A 16,961-nucleotide genomic window follows, 5' to 3' on the forward strand; every position below is an offset into this window, starting at 1 on the left:
TTTACAATTTGCCGCTCCGTCTTTCCAAAAACACCACATCTCTCCAAACGCCATTCATCTTTCCGATTTTCTCCCTTACACCGATTCTTCTGAATCCCGCTTTTTCATGAAGCTTTAAGCTTGAAGTATTTTCCGGGAAAATTCCTGCCTGCAAGGTCCAGAATCCTTCCTGTTCACTGAGATCTATGATTGAACGCAGCAGAGCTGTTCCAATTCCCTTTCCTTTATGAGCACCAGCTATATAGATGCTCACATCTGCCACCCCTGCATAAACGCATCTTCCGGATACAGGACTCAATGCCGCCCATCCCAAAACAACTCCGCCATGCTCAGCAACAAGTCGGCATTCTTTAGTGTGGCTGCTATCCCAGTCCTCCCAAGATGGAGCATTCGTTTCAAAAGTGGCGTTACCGGTCGCAATACCTTCAAGATAAATTTCTTTCACCTGATTCCAGTGAAGATCGGCTAACTTTAATATCTCGTACATGAAACTCCCCCCTTCATACAAAAAAGGCCTCATCTCTGAGACCTATTCTGCTTTATGCATTTGGATACAGTCTTTTTAACGTTTCTTTCATTTCAGGCTTAACCTGGATTTTCGGGCGGATTTCTTTCGCTTTTTGCTCTGCTTCTTCAATAGTGGAAGCCATGTTTAGTGAAAGGAGTGTACCAATTGCCACGGTGCCGGTGCGGTTGCTGCCGCCCCCGCAATGAAAGTAGATCTTTTTCCCGTCATGAAAAGCACTGACAACCTGATCAATTGAACTTTTTACTGATTCATCCTGTTGTTCTTGGTTGTCTGTAATAGGGCTGTGAATTCGATTATATCCGCTATCTGGATTATCCGAATCTGACCTCAAGTCAAAAACAATATCTGTCTTTTCGTTTTCAGCAGCTGCAGGTGCGTCCGCAGCGCCTCCTATATAAATACGGTTTTTAATTAGCTCATGATAGTTTTTGGGTTGCATTCCCAAACACCTGCTTTCAATTATTCACCAGTTATTCACCAGTCTTCGCAAAACGCTCGATGCGCTCACTGATCTCATCACGTACACGCTGGAAGAATGCCCATTTCTCTTCGTCTGTGCCTTCTGCTTTAGCAGGGTCGTCAAATCCCCAGTGAACACGTTTAATGTGAGGAGGCGTTACAGGGCAGTGGTCAGCCGCATGCCCGCATAGAGTAACAACTAGATCTGCATTGTTAAGGATTTCAGGATCGATGACATCAGAAGTTTGATTTGAAATATCGACTCCTGCTTCTTTCATCGCTTTTACAGCGTTAGGGTTAAGTCCGTGTGCTTCAAGCCCTGCGCTTTTTACGATCCAGTCCTCACCAAGATGCTTTTTTGCCCAGCCTTCAGCCATTTGGCTTCTGCATGAATTTCCAGTACATAAGAAGTAGATTGTTTTTTTAGACATAGGTGCAGTCTCCTTTTAAATGAGTATTCGTATTTTTTATATAATCAGCAGCCATAAATAGAGGCCGACAAGTGTGATAAACAAGGTTGGAATGGTTAAAATGATTCCTGTTTTAAAATAGGTGCCCCAGGATATTTTGACGCCCTTTAAGCTCAATACATGGAGCCATAAAAGGGTTGCAAGGGAACCGATCGGAGTAATTTTAGGTCCTAAATCAGAACCGATCACATTGGCATAGATTAACGCTTCTCTCAGGGTGCCTGATGTATTTGTATCAGCGATGGCAAGTGCATCAATCATGACCGTCGGCATATTGTTCATGACAGAAGACAGGATGGCTGCAATAAAGCCCATTGAGATGGTTGCGGCAAACAGACCCTGATCAGCCGCCGCCTGAATGACATCAGCCAGAACGGCTGTTAATCCTGCATTCCGAAGGCCGTACACAACGACATACATCCCAATTGAGAAGAATACAATCGCCCACGGAGCTCCCTTTAATACCTTTTTCGTATGCACAGCCGGGCTTCTTCTGGCCATTACCAGGAAGAAAACAGCGACAACACCGGCAACAAAGGATACAGGAATATGAAGGAATTCACTGATAAAATATCCAATCAGCAGTACTCCGAGTACGAACCAGGAAAGACGGAACATTTTCTCGTCTTTAATGGCAGCTTTAGGTGTTTTCAAATCGGCCAGATCATAATTTGCCGGTATGCTTTTGCGGAAGTACAAGTACAGGACAAGAATACTAGCTCCTAAAGCAAAGAAGTTCGGAACAATCATTCGTGAAGCATATTCGATAAATCCGATATCAAAGTAATCTGCAGACACGATGTTCACCAGGTTGCTGACAACTAGCGGCAGTGACGTCGTATCTGCGATAAATCCGCTCGCCATGATGAACGGAAATACCATTTTTTCATTAAAATTCAAATTACGCACCATTGCCAGAACAATAGGTGTCAAGATAAGTGCTGCGCCGTCGTTAGCAAAAAACGCCGCCACAAGCGCACCTAAAATGGATACATAAATAAACATCCGGAGGCCGTTCCCCCGCGCTGCTCTTGCCATATGAAGAGCAGACCATTCAAAAAATCCAATCTCATCTAAAATCAGAGAGATGATAATAATTGCGATAAATGCCAAAGTTGCATTCCAGACAATCGATGTAACGTCAATAACGTCACCAAAATCAACTACTCCAACCAACAATGCAGCTAAAGCTCCTCCGCAGGCTGACCACCCTATGGAAAGACCTTTCGGCTGCCAGATCACCAAGATGAGAGTTAAAAGAAAAATACTGGAAGCTAAAAGTACTGAAGTCAATCTTTCTTCCCCTCTCTATTCACAGGTAATACGCAATCCCTGTGTTTCTAATTCTGTTATTAACTTATTTTGCTCAGGCAGATGTTCAAGTAAACCTTTTACAAAAGGATATACTTCGCTCTCCTTATTTATGGAATAGAAGATCCATTGCCCTTTCCGATTTTCCTTTACTAAACCTGCATCCCGAAGCTTTCTTACATGCTGGCTGATTGCCGGCTGGCTTGTCTTAAAAATAGCTGTGAATTCGCAGACACAGCAGTCATTTCTCTCAAGCAGCTTCATCATTGTCAGACGTGTTTTGTCTCCGAGAAGCTTCAGTATGTGAGAAACTCGTTCAATATCAAGCGTTGAAGTTACTTCCAACTTACCAACACCTCCATGTCGAAAATCATTATATAATAAAATACTTATATAATAAATAGCTTATATGTAAAAAGTTTGTGAATGTATGATTTCCATTCTAATTAAAGTAAGCTTGGATTTAAGTCCAAGCTCCATCAGGTTTCAATTTAAGAACACCAGGATTCTGTCTTGCTGTTTTTTGAGAAATTCACACTGCACACCCCGGTTTCAGGAAGATCGAGTTCCACTTTTTCTGCTGCAGCATAGTCCCCGCACAGGTGTGCAACTACTGAACGGACCTGTTCATACCCTGTTGCCATTAAGAAGGTGGGAGCGCGCCCATAGCTTTTGACACCGACTATATAAAAATTCTTTTCCGGCTGGCGCAGTTCTTTTTCACCGTGCGGCCGGACGGTTCCGCAGCTGTGCACGTTAGGATCGATTAACGGGGATAAAGCGGAAACGCTTTCTGTTGCAGAATCAATGGATGTCCGCAGCTCGCTGATGATGCTGAGGTCCGGTCTGCTTCCTGCATTGACTATGATTTCTTCAAAGTCTGCAAGTTGTTTTGTTTCTCCAGATTGCGTTCCGATTATGTCAATTCCATGATCCGACTTTTTCATAGATTGGATGAAAAACGGTGTTTGGACTGCGATTACTCCGGCATCGACAAGCTGATGAACCCTGCTTCCCAAAGCCCCTCTTGCAGCAAACGCGTCCTTCTCTTCTCCGCCGTATGCATCTTCCGCTTTCTGCTTGCGCATCACCCAGACGATGTCCGTTTCAGGATGCGATTCCTTAAGTTCTGCCAGTTCAAGAAGCGCATTGACTGCAGAGTGTCCCCCTCCGATAACAGCTGTCCGCTTCTTTGCATAACGCTCTTTTTCTTTTCCTGCAATATCAGGGATTCCGTAATAGATGTGACCGCTCAATGCCCTCTCTTCGCTGTGCCAGATGCCGCTTGAAGCAGCAGGATTTGGATTTCCCCATGTTCCTGTGGCATCAATTACTGCTTTTGCTTCAAATATTTGAAGATTTCCCTCCCTCTCTGCATAGATGACAAACGACACGTTTTCCCTGCCAGCACTTTTCATCTTATCGATCTCTTTTTTCCCGACGGATAAAACCTTTGTTTTCGTGTGGAGAAAAGGTTTTATTTCCGGAAGGTTCGACAGCGGCGACAGATATAGATCAACAAGCTCTTTTCCAAAAGGCAGTGTATCCAGTTCAGGCTCCTGCCAGTTATGCTTTTTAAGAAGTGCGACAGCGGCCTTATCAATGTTATAGCGCCACGGAGAAAATAATCTCACATGACCCCAGGACAATACGTTTGCCCCCGCCTCCCCTGCTTCCAGCAGGAAAAAGGATTCTCCCCGTTTGGCCAGATGTGCAGCAGCTGCAAGGCCGACGGGTCCTCCTCCTATGATCGCAACGGGCAATTTCTTCTCCTTGGTAATTGGCGCTTTTTCCGGGGTATTGCAGCATGTGTTCACTTTTACATCAAGTTTCATTTAAAACCCTCCTGAACTATTTTTATCAAAAACTTGCATTATGCAAGTTTTAAACGGAAGAAATCACCCCAAAGGAGTGGTGCAGCATACGCTGGACTTCGCCATTGCTTCATTCAAAAGCTTAATCGAGCGGATAACCGTTTCTTTTTCAAACTCATTCATATGTGAAAAAACCTCGTTCAAATAGGCATTCATCTGCTGGTCAATCGTTGTTGCAACATACTTGCCCTCTGTTGTCAGTGACAAGATATGAACTCTGCGGTCATCAGGATGAGGGGTTTTTTTCAGCAAATTCAGCTTTATCAATGACTGGACCTGCCTGCTGAACGTTGTGATATCCGTGGCAAGCACTTCGGCCGCTTCCTGCATAGACGGTCGGTTCATCTTATCAACTTCATAAAGGATATGGCTTTGTATTAAAGAAATCTCAGTTCCTCCTGCTGTACAGCAATTCTTGTTTAGCAGCCCGAAACGGCGGGTCATGATTTGAAACAATTCACGTGTGTTTTCCATTTTTTCTCACCTCATACTTTATTTATACACTCATCACTTGTAAAGTGCAAGTATTTTCTTAAAAAAAGACTGGCCTGCATGACGCTTAGTCTTTTCAGCCAGTCCCTGCACTTATAGATATTTCCTGTGAATCGCCTTTCCGTCATACGTGAACAGTACCGGCTTTCCTTCAAGCACGGATTCCATATGAACCGCGCGGCCCCAAAGCTGGTGAATGTACGGCAGCACTTTTTCCAGGTATTTCAGATCAAGCTCAATGTCTTCAAACCAATGCTTCAAGTACAGCTCATTGTTTTTGAGGTAATCGCCGTCATTAACCGTAATATACGGGAATCCTCCGTTTACTCTCATATTGATCAGTTGATCGCGGACATGCTCCCATTCTTTGTCGACAACCTTGTAATCTCTCCCCTGCTTCTGGAAAAGATACATATCTTCACGGGTAACAAGATCCTTCGTTAAATAGTTCCGGATAAACGAAAGATCTGATTCGACCTCGCGCACCTCAAACATTTTCTCCCTGCCGGAGTTCGGTTCTGCTCCGCGTCTGATCATTTCCTTTGTCGGATTATTGTACCGTTCCTCAATATCCTCAAAGATTTTGAGACCGAGGTAATAAGGGTTGATTCCTGTCTTTGACGGCTGGACAACGCCCGCGTTGAGCTTGGCATACTCGATGGATTCTTCTGTGGAAAGGTCAAGTTCTCTCAAGATCCGCTGATGCCAAAAGGATGCCCAGCCCTCGTTCATAATCTTCGTTTCAAGCTGCGGCCAGAAATAAAGCATTTCTTCACGCATCATCGTCAAAATATCACGCTGCCAGTCTTCGAGGTCACGGCTGTACTCCTCAATAAAGAGAAGAATATCTTTCTCAGGTGCCGGCGGAAATTTTTTCTTTTTCTTGCCCCGCTCAGGGTTAGGTTTGTCCTTTTGATCCAGCCCCCAAAGATCATCATAAGGTGATGCTTTTTTCACATCCTCTTCCTCTATATCCTCCATCGTCCAGGACAGCTTTGGACGCATAAGCGAAGGATCAATGTGCTCCTGAATCGCAAGCACCGCATCAAGAAATTTTTCAACCTCGGCTCTGCCATGCTCAATTTCATACTGCTTAATTCTGTCGGCCGTAGCAGCCATGCTCTCAACCATATCCCGCTTTGTGTTTTGAAAACGGCTGTTGTTTTTGAAAAAATCGCAGTGGGCCAGAACGTGCGCAACGATCAGTTTATTTTGGATGAGCGAATTCGTATCCAGCAAAAACGCATAGCAGGGATCCGAGTTGATGACAAGCTCGTAAATCTTGCTCAGTCCCAGATCATAGTGAAGTTTCATCTTGAAAAACTGCTTGCCAAAGCTCCAATGTGAAAAACGGGTCGGCATTCCATAAGCGCCAAATGTATAAATAATATCAGCAGGACAAATTTCGTACCGCATCGGATAATAATCGAGCCCAAATCCATCCGCAATTTCCGTAATCTCCGCAATCGCATATTCCAGTGATTTCCGGTAGGCTTCGTTCACACGTTTTCCCCCTATCTCGTCTTTAAGACAATGTATGAGCGGGAAGGGAAAAACATGAACAGACATTGCGTTCGGGTCCTTTTTCTTAGGGTGAATTGTGCAAGGCTGCGCCATGATTTTAGGGTACACTATGGCGTTTGCTTACCCTCCGAAACTGTTTTTCGATCTGGCAGGGTACGATTCGCTCACTTGCTTACCCTCCGAAACTGTTTTTCGATCTGGGAGGGTAAGATTCCCTGCTTTTCTTACCCTCCGAAACTGTTTTTCATTCTGGCAGGGTACGATTCGCTCACTTGCTTACCCTCCAAAACTGTTTTTCGATCTGGCAGGGTACGATTCGCTCACTTGCTTACCCTTCCAAACCGTTTTTCGATCTGGCAGGGTACGAATCGCTCACTTGCTTACCCTCCAAAACTGTTTTTCGATCTGGCTGGGTACGATTCGCTGCTTTTCTTACCCTCTAAAACTGTTTTTCGTTCTGACGGGGTACGATTCACAGCTTTGCTTACCCTCCAAAACTGTTTTTCGATCTGGCTGGGTACGATTCGCTCACTTGCTTACCCTCCAAAACTGTTTTTCGATCTGGCTGGGTACGATTCGCTCACTTGCTTACCCTCCAAAACTGTTTTTCGATCTGGCAGGGTACGATTCGCTCACTTGCTTACCCTCCCAAACCGTTTTGCGGTATAGCGGGGTAATAAAGACTAAGGGAATCTAAAAAAGACCAACAAAAAAACATGAACCCCGTCAGGATTCATGTTTTCTCATTAGTGTTCAGTTTTAACAACCATTTCCTTCTTCAATGACCGCTTCTGCCAGATCATTGTCATCACCAGTGTGACAACGAGGAAGACTAGTCCGAGAACAAATGGATACAGAATCTGGACATCATACAGCATGCCTGCAATCGTCGGTCCAAGCACGTTTCCAATGCTCATATAGGCATTGTTCATGCCCATTGCAAAGCCCTGTTCATTTCCGGCCATTTTGGAAATCAGGGTGTTGAGCACGGGGCGCAGGATCGAAGTTGCCAGGAAGATAAGCAGCGTAATTCCAAAGAACAGGACATAGCTCGTTGCAAACAGTGAAAGCAGGAATCCTGCAGCTGCAACCGCAAGGAAGATATTGAGCACCATTCCCTCACCGAATCGTCTGACAACACGGTCTACAACAAACAGCTGGACAATGACACTGATAATCCCGGTTGATGTAATCATCAGCGCAATCTCCTGCGGAGTCGCGCCAAACTGATTGTCCACAAACAGGCCAAGCACCGATTCGTACGCCATGAGGCCAAAGCTCATGACAAGCGTAATGATAAGGGGCACAAAGTAAGGCATTTTAACCGAGCGCACCATTTTTCGCGCCATGGATTCATTGTCCTGAGGCATCATCGCAGCTGTCGTCATTTTTGATTCACTGTCTTCAAGCAGCACAATCGAGAAAATAACGGCTCCCAAAGATACAATCGCAGAGATCAGGAACGGCATTTTCAGCCCGAAATCCGCAAGAAATCCTCCGATGCCGGGTCCGATGACAATCCCAAGTGACATCGCGGCAGAAACAAAGCTGTTCCCTTTTGCACGCTGGTCCATCGTCGTGATGTCCGCCACATAGGCAAAAATGGCAGGAACAAGCAGAGCCGCACCAACTCCGCCGATGACACGGGAAGCGTAGAGCCACCAGATCGAATCAACGGCATAAAAAACAAACATCGATAATGTCAGTCCTACTAACCCGTAAATAATCATTTTTCTTCTTCCGTACTGATCTGCCCATTTCCCTGCTATCGGAGAAAAAACGAGCTGAGCGCCGGCAAAGATTGCAATCATCAAACCTGCGGCCGTGCCGCCCTGGTTGATTGATTCAAGATACGCAGGCAGAATCGGAATAATAATCCCAAAGCTGCCGATCGCAATAAACATGTTGACCATCAAAATAAACATTTTCTTTTTTTGTTCTGCAGACAAAATGACAGCCCCGCTTTCTATAGTTAACGAATGTTGTAAGCTTTATTTCAGCAAATACTTAACTATGTTAAATTGTTTGCTGCCCCATTGTCAATGGAAAGCACCCCCGCCTCGTACTGTTTTGCATCACAGAAAAAACCGGGAGAAAGTCTTGTTGACTTTCTCCCGGTTTACTATCAACATTTTTATGTCATTTTAAACAATTGATGAATTTAGGAGACTGTTTCAGGAAGACTCTTCATATCAACAGCAGGCCCGAAAAACTCAGAGTGAATCTGGTCTTCTTTTATGCCAAGCTCAGCAAGCATGTCGATGACGCACTTCATAAATCCGACCGGACCGCAAACATAGAAATCTCCATTTTTCGTTTGAAGCATTTGCTCCAGATCCTTCTTCTCGATCTGTCCTTCTTTAAAGAAGTTCTGTTCTGTGCAGTCTTCGTTCAGCGGATTGCTGTAAATCGTATAGACCCTGCTGTTTGGCATATTCGAGCAGAGAGCCGCCACTGCAGATTTAAATGCATGTGTTCCGCTGTTCTGAGTGGCGTGAATAAAGGTCATCTCACGGTCACGCTGCTTTGCAGCAAGCGACGCAAGCATGCTCATGAAAGGTGTTACGCCGACTCCGCCGCTGATTAGTGTAACTGGCGTTTCGGCTGCTTCATTGAGAGTAAAATCACCAGCCGGAGCGCTGATTTCAAGCGTATCTCCGACATTCATTTGACTGTGTAGGTAGTTTGATACTTTTCCTGATTCCAGTCCCTTTTCTTCGCGCTTGACCGAGATTCTGAGATAAGGCATTTCAGGTCCCCCTGAAAGGCTGTACTGCCTGTTCATCGTATACGTTTCTCCAGGTATTTTGACTCTTACTGTACTATATTGACCCGGTTTAAATTGTGGTTTTATCTCCTTGTTTTCAAGGTAAAAAGATGTAACCGCATCGCTTTCTTTTTCAATCCGTGCAACGGTAAACGGCTGGAAGCCTTCCCATACAGCATTGTTGTAGAGATTTTTTTCCGCATTGATAAAGACGCCGGCAATCACGCCGTATGCTTCACCCCATGCTTCAAGAATTTCAGGTGTTGCTGCATCTCCCAAAACTTCTTTTATCGCCCCGAGCAAATACTCCCCTACAATTGGATAATGTTCTTCTTTTACGCCAAGACTGCGGTGCTTGTGGGCAATCTGTTCAACTGCCGGCAGAATCATGTGCAGCTGGTGAATATGCAGAGCCGCTGCATAGACGGTGTTTGCAAGAGCCGTCTGCTGGCGGCCCTTTTTTTGATTCGCATGGTTAAAGATATTCAATAGTTCCGGATAATCTCTGAATAAATTGCTGTAAAAACGTGTTGTAATGTCTACCCCTTTTTCCTTTAAAACAGGCACAGTAGATTGAATAATTTCAATGGTTTTTTGAGTAAGCATTAGAGATGCTCCCCTTTTCATTTAAAGTAGTATTTCAAATACATCTTTATAGTACTCCCGCTTCCCATTTAAAGCAATATCTAAAATACATCTTTAACGGATCTGTCACAAATGAGCCTTTCTTTTATTAAAGGGCATACTGTTGTGGTAAGATAAACGTACTTCTTGCAGTGGGGCGATGAAACATGAGGCTGACCAATTATACAGATTACTCTCTGAGGGTGCTGATTTATCTTGCCTCTAAAGAAAAGGGAGAACTGTCCAATATAAAAGAAATCGCTGACGCATATCACATTTCGAAAAATCATTTGATGAAGGTCACATATGAGCTTGGCAAAATGAAGGTGGTTGAGACAGTCAGAGGCCGCGGCGGCGGCATCCGGCTTGCATTAAATCCCGAAGAAATCAACATTGGCGCGATTGTCAGGCAGACAGAGGATGACTTTAACCTTGTGGAATGCTTTGATCCTGAGCGCAATATGTGTGCCATCTCACCCGCATGCAAGCTGAAGGGTGTCCTGCATAAAGCTTTAAAAGCATACCTTGAAGTGCTTGACAGCTATACACTTGCTGACCTTGTTCAAAATAAATCGATGCTTTCACAATTACTGAAGCAATGAAAACTGCCTATTGGCGGTTTTTTCTTTTGTCCAAAAATCGTTCCCATTTTGTTACATAATAATTGATAAGCAAATATACTGGTATTATCTGCATGATTTCAGAGGAGGAATGCTTTTGAAAACCAAACAAATTTTGCTGCTTATTCTGTTTGCTGTCATTATGATTGCCTTTCCGTCTGCACCCGAAGCATCCGTCAGCGGAAGTAAGACCGTTGTTGAAACCATTTCCTCAAAAGCACTCAAAAAGGATGACCGCCCGCATCACCACAAACTCACCTACAAACTTTATTTGCCCGAAGGATACGATAAAAAACGGAAAGCCGGCTATCCTGTTGTGTACCTCCTGCACGGCAGCGGAGGAAATGAACACAGCTGGGATGATTTCTTTGGAACTTTGGACCGGATGATTGCGAAAAAAGAAATTGAACCTGTCATCGCCGTCGTGCCTTCTTCGGGCAATTCTTACTGGGTAAATTCAAAAAAGTACGGAAATTATGAGAGCGCTGTTATAGAAGATCTCATTCCCCATATCGATAAAAAATACAATACAGCAGGCAGCCGCAGCGGAAGGTTTCTCTCAGGCTATTCCATGGGCGGATACGGTGCTCTCCGGTACTCACTCATGTATCCTGATTTATTTTCCGGAGCCACACTTCTGAGCCCCGCCATTCAAAACAGCGACCCGCCTGCAACATCAGGAGCTGTTACACGAGGAAGCTTTGGAGAGCCTTTTGACCTTTCCAAATGGCACGAACTGAATTATCCTGCAGCAATTGAGCATTATGCCGGCCAGCCCTACAGAGTCCCGATGTACATCGTTTCAGGAGATGACGACTGGAATCATCTGAGCGAAAAAGAGGACCTTCCTCCTGATGCTTATAAGTACAATGTGGAGGTTCAGGCTGTGCAGCTTTATCAGGAGCTTCACAGAAAAAACCTGTTCGGCCTTGATTTTCCAAAGTGGGAGGATGTTCCATCAAGCCCCGCCGAGCTCAGAATTGGAAACGGCGGGCATGGGCTGGATGTGTGGCTTAAAGGATTTGAAGAAGGTCTTAAGTACATGTTCGGCAAGCCGGAAGGCGCTGAATTCTCGCCTGTCTACCGTCCGGATGATTATGTAAGCACAAAAAAAGGAGCCGTTCAGACCCGCACGTTTCACTCTGACAGCTTATCAAAAGATCTGTCCTATGTTGTGTACACCCCGGAAGAATACGGAAAGGATCCGACTAAACGCTATCCCGTTCTCTATCTCCTTCACGGGTCATATGGAAATGAAAAAAGCTGGGATTCTTTCTGGCCAATTTTAGACAAAATGATTGAAGAGAAAAAAATCGAACCTGTTATTGCCGCAGCGCCGGTAACGGGAAACAGCTACTGGGTGAACTCGGAAAAATACGGAGCTGTAGAAACAGCCGTTACTCAGGACCTGCTGCCGGAAATGGACGCAAAGTTTCGGACCATTGCTGACCGGAGCGGACGCGGGCTTGTCGGCTATTCCATGGGCGGATATGGAGCCCTGCGCTATTCACTTGTGTACCCCAATCTGTTTGGAGCTGCTGCCCTGCTGAGTCCGGCCATTCAGTCAGATGAAGCGCCAAGCACATCAGGAGCAGTTGAGCGCGGTTCATTCGGAGAGCCATTTAACCGGGAACGATGGGAGCAGCTGAATTATCCGCGGGCGCTCGAAACTTACGGAAACCAGCCGCACGAAGTACCCCTTTTTATCATCGCGGGAGATGATGACTGGAACCATTTAAGCGAAAAAGAAGACCTTCCCCCGGACGCCTGGAGATACAACATGGAAGTCCAGGCCGTCACGTCCTATGAACGGATTCACAGATCCAATGTTTTTAACAGACCTTATGAAAAGTGGAGCCCTGTACCCGGAAGCCCGGCAGAACTTAGAATCGTAAACGGAGGGCACGGCATGTCCGTTTGGGCAGCAGGCTTTGAGCAGGGACTGATGTATATGTTTGAGAACGGTTTGTCTGGACGCTGAATTTCGTTCAACGTCAAAAGAACTGCGACCATCAGGCGCAGTTCTTTTTTCAGTATATAGAATAATGGAACAAGCCAGAGAAAAGAGTGGAGATTGTGAGAGACAAAGTCTTTTAAAATGGAGATATCCATGAAAGAGGCAGCGGAAAAATGGGTTATGTACGCTTGGCATCCGCCAAGCTTTTTTTACTTTTACACAGCAGAAACCGTATGGTCGGCCTGTTTGCCTTCCATTGATTCATAAAGCTTTTTTACCCTCATTGCGATATCGTCGCAAAGCTCCTGGTAGTGGGCAAATTCCTCCTCTTCATTTTCAAAAGCGTAAAGCGAAAGATTTGGAAGGTTCCATGAAAGCACATTTTCCTTTGCTCCGTCCACCGGAGGCGTTTTTTCCTGCTTATAATCAAACATTTGGACAACAATATCCGCTTTATTTAACAGGCCAAGGTCAATTTTCTCAGAGTCAGAGTCTTCCATGGATACGTTCACTTCTTTCATTGCTTTCACACAGACAGGGTCGACTTGAGTTTTGGCAAGGCCGGCACTTTTAATTTGCCATTTACCGGAGAACAATTTCTTTGCCCAGGCTTCTGCTATTAAGCTCCTGCATGAGTTGAAATAGGACAGAAAGTAAATGGTAGGTTGTCTCATCGCTGTACCTCTTTCTATAAGTTTGTATTATTCTTTACCCGCTCTTAACAAGAATTACACGCTTATTTACAACCATTTACTGTTAATCTGCAGGAATTTTGGAAAATACCGCTGCCGTCCTACCTGCCGATTCGGGAGAAACGCTTTTGGTGGCTCGCCAGGTCGCTTTCCAAAATGGGAGTCAGAGTCTCAAGTGCCGTAAGGGCAAGCTGTTTGAAGGAACGCTTATTTGCTGCATCAAGTTCATGCTTTAGGGCTTCCGGTATTGATGTTCCTCCGCAAAGCGCCCCTGCAATGGCACCTCCCATGCTTGCGATGGAATCAGCGTCATGCCCGTAATTCACACCGCCAATGATAGTTTTCATTGTGTCGCCTCCTGCAATGGAAAAAAGAGCAAGAGCAACAGGCAGCTCTTCTATGGCATGTATCCGGCTTGGAATGTTCGCATTTCCTTTCCCCTGCTTTTTCCGGTCTGAAAAGGATTTTACTGTATCAAAGTGTTCTATCGCTGCCCGAATATCGTCTCGCGCCGATAAAACATCAAGGTGTCCTGCTGCCGCGTCAAGAACAGCTTCTATTGCAAGCTTTGTTCCATCTTTAGCAAGGTCTCTTGCAGCAGCGAGAATGCTCTGCACGCTTGCATCCATGCTCATTGCTTCTGCAACGGCCGCTGCCATGACTCCCGCAGCTTCCCTGCCGTAGCTTGTCTGATGGGCCCCTGCAAGGTCAATCGCTTCCCGGTAGGCACGCTCCGGATCACCCGCATTCATGATGCCGACCGGACTCATATACATCGCCGCCCCGCAGTTTACCATGTTGCCTTGACCCGCTTCACGAGGATCCACGTTTGCAAGCCTGTGTCTCAGGAATAAATACTGCTCCGGGTAATAAAGACGGGTAATGACAGGTGCCTCTTTTTTCAGCTCAGGAATGTAGACCTTGTGCTCTGCAATTTCTTCTACTAGAGATTCAGCGATATCATAGGCATTGAGATGCCGCTGCTTTTTTTCATATACCCTGAGAAGTGCCTCTACCATCAGCGTATCATCCGTGATGTGGCCATTGCCCTTTTCAAGTGGCCGCATGTTGCCGGGCTCCCTCCAGGCATTGCTTGCAGGTTCCCGGAAGGTTGTCACAACTCCGAACTTCTCTCTGATGACCGCCGGAACCAGCCCTTCAGTAGGCGATCCCATCGCATCGCCGACAGCCCCGCCGTAAATGACGCCTTCGATTTTATCTAGCAGCTTTTCCTTCATACCCTTTCCCTCCCTCTACAGCTCTTTACACGCAACATTTGAAAGCAGCGCCTCACCCTTTCCAAGTACTGAAAAACCGAACATGCCGGATGCAAAGCGGCTGTCTTCTGCAGAAAAGAGCTTTTCATCATTTATGGAAAAGCAAATCTGACTGCCTTTGCATGTCACTTCAAATCTGTATGTTTCGGTATGGCTCCAGTCAAAAGGAACTTCCACCAATTTCTTCACTCCAAAATCAACAAGATGCAGGGACACCTTGTTTTGGCCGTCAAACCCCGCCCTGTAGTGGCGGTATACGCCTTCCGCCCTGGCAATCATCATGTGACAGCCGCCGCTGACCGGTTCCACGTCTGCTGAAACCGTATAATCCCGTGCATGATAATTCCCCGTAAACGACGAACATTCTTCATCAGACGTGCATTTCATTTTGCCGTTCTCAAGTAGTGCTTTTCCTTTATGATGGGCAAAAGGCGTAACGGACTGAAACTCCGTTGCCTGTTTGCTGAAATCAATCTTGTAATGTGCTTTTCCGCTGACTTCAAATTCATCAAGATAGAGTTTTCCGAATGCCCGTTCCAACAGATGTGAAGGGCTTTCTATCATAAAGCCGGCTTCATCAATGACCGCACCGTGTGTATCCGGAACGATAAAGGAAATCTCATTCCAGACCCCATTGACGAGTTTGACAGGCTGCAGCTTTAGATTCTCTTCCGTGAACGTATTTCTGACATATGGTGTCAAAACGATGTCTTCCCCCTGCCATTTATCTGAAAACACCTTCATGCTGATGGTCTGGCCGCTGCATATTTTAGGAGAAAAAGCCGGTTTGTATTTTTCGTCGTTAAACTCTTTTCTGCGGTGGAACGGCTTGTAAAATACTTTCCCTGCCTCTCCTTCAATCATCCGGTCAATGAAGATCTCAAGTGAACCGTTTGTCTTAAAGCCCTTGTTAGGACAGTGCCTGAGAAAAAGCTTAAACGGAAAATCCGTTTGAAAACCGTGTGTCGATCCCGGAAGGACAAAGTCGAAATAGAGATTTTCTTTTTTATAGCTTTTGACAAGCGAGTCTGGTGGTTCTTCTCCAGCCATTCTGTAGCCAAGAAGCGCAAGCTCTTTTGCGAAAGTAGGGATGTCCATCATGTTCAAATAGCCCGAGACACTGGACAGGACGATAAAGTCGTTGATTGGTTTTCGGTAATGATCAGGTATGCTGCGGGTTCCATAGAGCACGCCTGCAATGGTTCCGATTTTACCGGCATTGCAGTCTGTATCCCACCCGCACATGGTGGCGATTTCAATGGTTCTTGCAAAGGAACCCTTACCGTAGAGCATGGCAAGGATGCACACTCCCGCATTGGGGATAATATGGCATACCCCAGGGTATTTGTCATAGCCCCAGTTCACCTCAAGAAAATCTCTGCATGCCCGGAAATCACCCGGATGCTCCCAGTGAAAATCCAGCACTTCACCTGCGATTTTAGCGTACGTGCTGTCCTGAGGAATGGTTTTTAAGGCCCTTGCGATCACTTCCTGAATGTCCGAAGCATCGAAGGCCGCCGCAATGCAGGCCGCGATGAACCTAGCCCCGTAAATGCCGTTTTTATCATGTGATACACTCGCGGCTTTTGCTGCATAATCGGCCGCTTTTTCCGGATTTCCGGGGAAAAGCAGTCCCCACGTATCCACAAAAATCTGCCCGCCGATCTGTTCGGCAAGCGTAAGGCCGTTTTTTTCTGCTGAACCGGAATACGGAGGCTGAATGCCTTTTTCAAGATTCAGATACGCCGTATGCTCCGTGCTGATTCCTTCACCGCCCCACCAGAACATTCCGATGCCGTGGCGCGTATAATTCAGCCATGCACGACCCACGTCTTCAGCCGTCAGTTCCCGGTCCTTCGCGTCATCGTAAAGAGCCCTTATGAAAAAAGCCGGCCCGTTCGCATCATCGTCCGCCGAAAAGACGTTATAGTCTTTTAAATAGCCGTTTATCTCACCGTACACATCATGTATCCGTTCATATGTCCACTCAAGCGGCTCAACCGGCGCCCCGAGCCTGATCCCGGCATTCATGCCGAGAAAGCCTGCATACACCCGCTCCAGATAATCTTCAGGAATCAACATGCATTCCCCTCTCCCCTTTTTCTGTACAAGCTGTTCTTTCTACCATACGTATGGGGGAAGGCAATCATTCTTACTTTTTTGCAGGAAAAAGTTTGATAGAGAAGGAATGTGCAGGAGCTTTTTGAACTTGCTTCTAAATAAAGGCCTAAAAAAAGAGACTCTGCGAAGAATCTCCCTTTAATCACATAATTAACACTGTTTTTACATTCATACCCGTTCCCTTTCGCTCCAGCCACTTGCTTTCCGCGGGGAGTGCCTGAAGCTTCCTCGCTGCGCTTGCGGG

At 45.9% G+C, this 16,961-nt stretch carries 15 protein-coding genes; 2 read left to right on the plus strand and 13 right to left on the minus strand.

The window, feature by feature from the left end; translation table 11 throughout:
• Nucleotide 1: 1 nt before the first annotated feature.
• The 10 genes from MHB63_04845 to hmpA all read right to left on the minus strand — a co-directional run bounded on the left by MHB63_04845 (nt 2) and on the right by hmpA (nt 10,032).
• Entirely contained in the window at nt 2-487 is a 486-nt protein-coding gene (locus MHB63_04845; GenBank protein ID MEK3805921.1) for an N-acetyltransferase family protein, read from the minus strand.
• Between the two features lie 52 nt (nt 488-539).
• Complete coding sequence (locus tag MHB63_04850) at nt 540-968, minus strand: dual specificity protein phosphatase family protein (protein ID MEK3805922.1); 429 nt, start codon at nt 966-968, stop codon at nt 540-542.
• A 31-nt stretch (nt 969-999) separates the two neighbouring features.
• Complete coding sequence (gene arsC, locus MHB63_04855) at nt 1,000-1,419, minus strand: arsenate reductase (thioredoxin) (protein MEK3805923.1); 420 nt, start codon at nt 1,417-1,419, stop codon at nt 1,000-1,002.
• A gap of 36 nt (nt 1,420-1,455) precedes the next feature.
• Complete coding sequence (locus tag MHB63_04860; GenBank protein MEK3805924.1) at nt 1,456-2,751, minus strand: arsenic transporter; 1,296 nt, start codon at nt 2,749-2,751, stop codon at nt 1,456-1,458.
• 15 nt (nt 2,752-2,766) lie between these two features.
• Complete coding sequence (locus MHB63_04865) at nt 2,767-3,114, minus strand: metalloregulator ArsR/SmtB family transcription factor (protein ID MEK3805925.1); 348 nt, start codon at nt 3,112-3,114, stop codon at nt 2,767-2,769.
• A 146-nt stretch (nt 3,115-3,260) separates the two neighbouring features.
• Nucleotides 3,261-4,604, minus strand: coding sequence for an FAD-dependent oxidoreductase (locus MHB63_04870; GenBank protein ID MEK3805926.1), 1,344 nt, complete (start codon nt 4,602-4,604; stop codon nt 3,261-3,263).
• A 63-nt stretch (nt 4,605-4,667) separates the two neighbouring features.
• Entirely contained in the window at nt 4,668-5,117 is a 450-nt protein-coding gene (locus MHB63_04875; GenBank protein ID MEK3805927.1) for a MarR family winged helix-turn-helix transcriptional regulator, read from the minus strand.
• 111 nt (nt 5,118-5,228) lie between these two features.
• Nucleotides 5,229-6,638: a SpoVR family protein gene (locus tag MHB63_04880; GenBank protein MEK3805928.1), complete on the minus strand. Its 1,410-nt coding sequence runs from the start codon at nt 6,636-6,638 to the stop codon at nt 5,229-5,231.
• A 767-nt stretch (nt 6,639-7,405) separates the two neighbouring features.
• Nucleotides 7,406-8,608 carry an MFS transporter gene (locus MHB63_04885; protein MEK3805929.1) on the minus strand — a complete coding sequence of 401 codons (1,203 nt, stop codon included), beginning with the start codon at nt 8,606-8,608 and terminating at the stop codon, nt 7,406-7,408.
• A gap of 212 nt (nt 8,609-8,820) precedes the next feature.
• Nucleotides 8,821-10,032, minus strand: a complete 1,212-nt coding sequence (gene hmpA, locus MHB63_04890) for an NO-inducible flavohemoprotein (protein ID MEK3805930.1) — start codon at nt 10,030-10,032, stop codon at nt 8,821-8,823.
• A 185-nt stretch (nt 10,033-10,217) separates the two neighbouring features.
• On the opposite strand from hmpA, the gene MHB63_04895 reads away from it, so the two are divergent.
• Both MHB63_04895 and MHB63_04900 read left to right on the plus strand, forming a co-directional pair.
• Entirely contained in the window at nt 10,218-10,652 is a 435-nt protein-coding gene (locus MHB63_04895) for an Rrf2 family transcriptional regulator (protein MEK3805931.1), read from the plus strand.
• 115 nt (nt 10,653-10,767) lie between these two features.
• Nucleotides 10,768-12,651, plus strand: a complete 1,884-nt coding sequence (locus MHB63_04900) for an alpha/beta hydrolase-fold protein (GenBank protein ID MEK3805932.1) — start codon at nt 10,768-10,770, stop codon at nt 12,649-12,651.
• 191 nt (nt 12,652-12,842) lie between these two features.
• Here MHB63_04900 and MHB63_04905 read toward each other — a convergent pair whose 3' ends face one another.
• The 3 genes from MHB63_04905 to MHB63_04915 all read right to left on the minus strand — a co-directional run bounded on the left by MHB63_04905 (nt 12,843) and on the right by MHB63_04915 (nt 16,678).
• On the minus strand, nt 12,843-13,301 hold the full coding sequence (locus tag MHB63_04905; GenBank protein MEK3805933.1) for an arsenate reductase: 459 nt from the start codon (nt 13,299-13,301) through the stop codon (nt 12,843-12,845).
• A gap of 119 nt (nt 13,302-13,420) precedes the next feature.
• Complete coding sequence (locus MHB63_04910) at nt 13,421-14,557, minus strand: ADP-ribosylglycohydrolase family protein (GenBank protein ID MEK3805934.1); 1,137 nt, start codon at nt 14,555-14,557, stop codon at nt 13,421-13,423.
• A 15-nt stretch (nt 14,558-14,572) separates the two neighbouring features.
• Nucleotides 14,573-16,678 carry an ADP-ribosylglycohydrolase family protein gene (locus tag MHB63_04915; GenBank protein MEK3805935.1) on the minus strand — a complete coding sequence of 702 codons (2,106 nt, stop codon included), beginning with the start codon at nt 16,676-16,678 and terminating at the stop codon, nt 14,573-14,575.
• Nucleotides 16,679-16,961: the final 283 nt, after the last annotated feature.

The organism is Bacillus sp. FSL H8-0547 (assembly GCA_038002745.1).
GTDB lineage: Bacteria > Bacillota > Bacilli > Bacillales > Bacillaceae > Bacillus_P.

Coding starts and splice junctions, on each gene's coding strand:
- MHB63_04845 (MEK3805921.1), bottom strand. CDS start 487: ATGTACGAGATATTAAAGTTAGCCGATCTTCACTGGAATCAGGTGAAA.
- MHB63_04850 (MEK3805922.1), bottom strand. CDS start 968: ATGCAACCCAAAAACTATCATGAGCTAATTAAAAACCGTATTTATATA.
- arsC (MEK3805923.1), bottom strand. CDS start 1,419: ATGTCTAAAAAAACAATCTACTTCTTATGTACTGGAAATTCATGCAGA.
- MHB63_04870 (MEK3805926.1), bottom strand. CDS start 4,604: ATGAAACTTGATGTAAAAGTGAACACATGCTGCAATACCCCGGAAAAA.
- MHB63_04875 (MEK3805927.1), bottom strand. CDS start 5,117: ATGGAAAACACACGTGAATTGTTTCAAATCATGACCCGCCGTTTCGGG.
- hmpA (MEK3805930.1), bottom strand. CDS start 10,032: ATGCTTACTCAAAAAACCATTGAAATTATTCAATCTACTGTGCCTGTT.
- MHB63_04895 (MEK3805931.1), top strand. CDS start 10,218: ATGAGGCTGACCAATTATACAGATTACTCTCTGAGGGTGCTGATTTAT.
- MHB63_04905 (MEK3805933.1), bottom strand. CDS start 13,301: ATGAGACAACCTACCATTTACTTTCTGTCCTATTTCAACTCATGCAGG.
- MHB63_04910 (MEK3805934.1), bottom strand. CDS start 14,557: ATGAAGGAAAAGCTGCTAGATAAAATCGAAGGCGTCATTTACGGCGGG.
- MHB63_04915 (MEK3805935.1), bottom strand. CDS start 16,678: ATGTTGATTCCTGAAGATTATCTGGAGCGGGTGTATGCAGGCTTTCTC.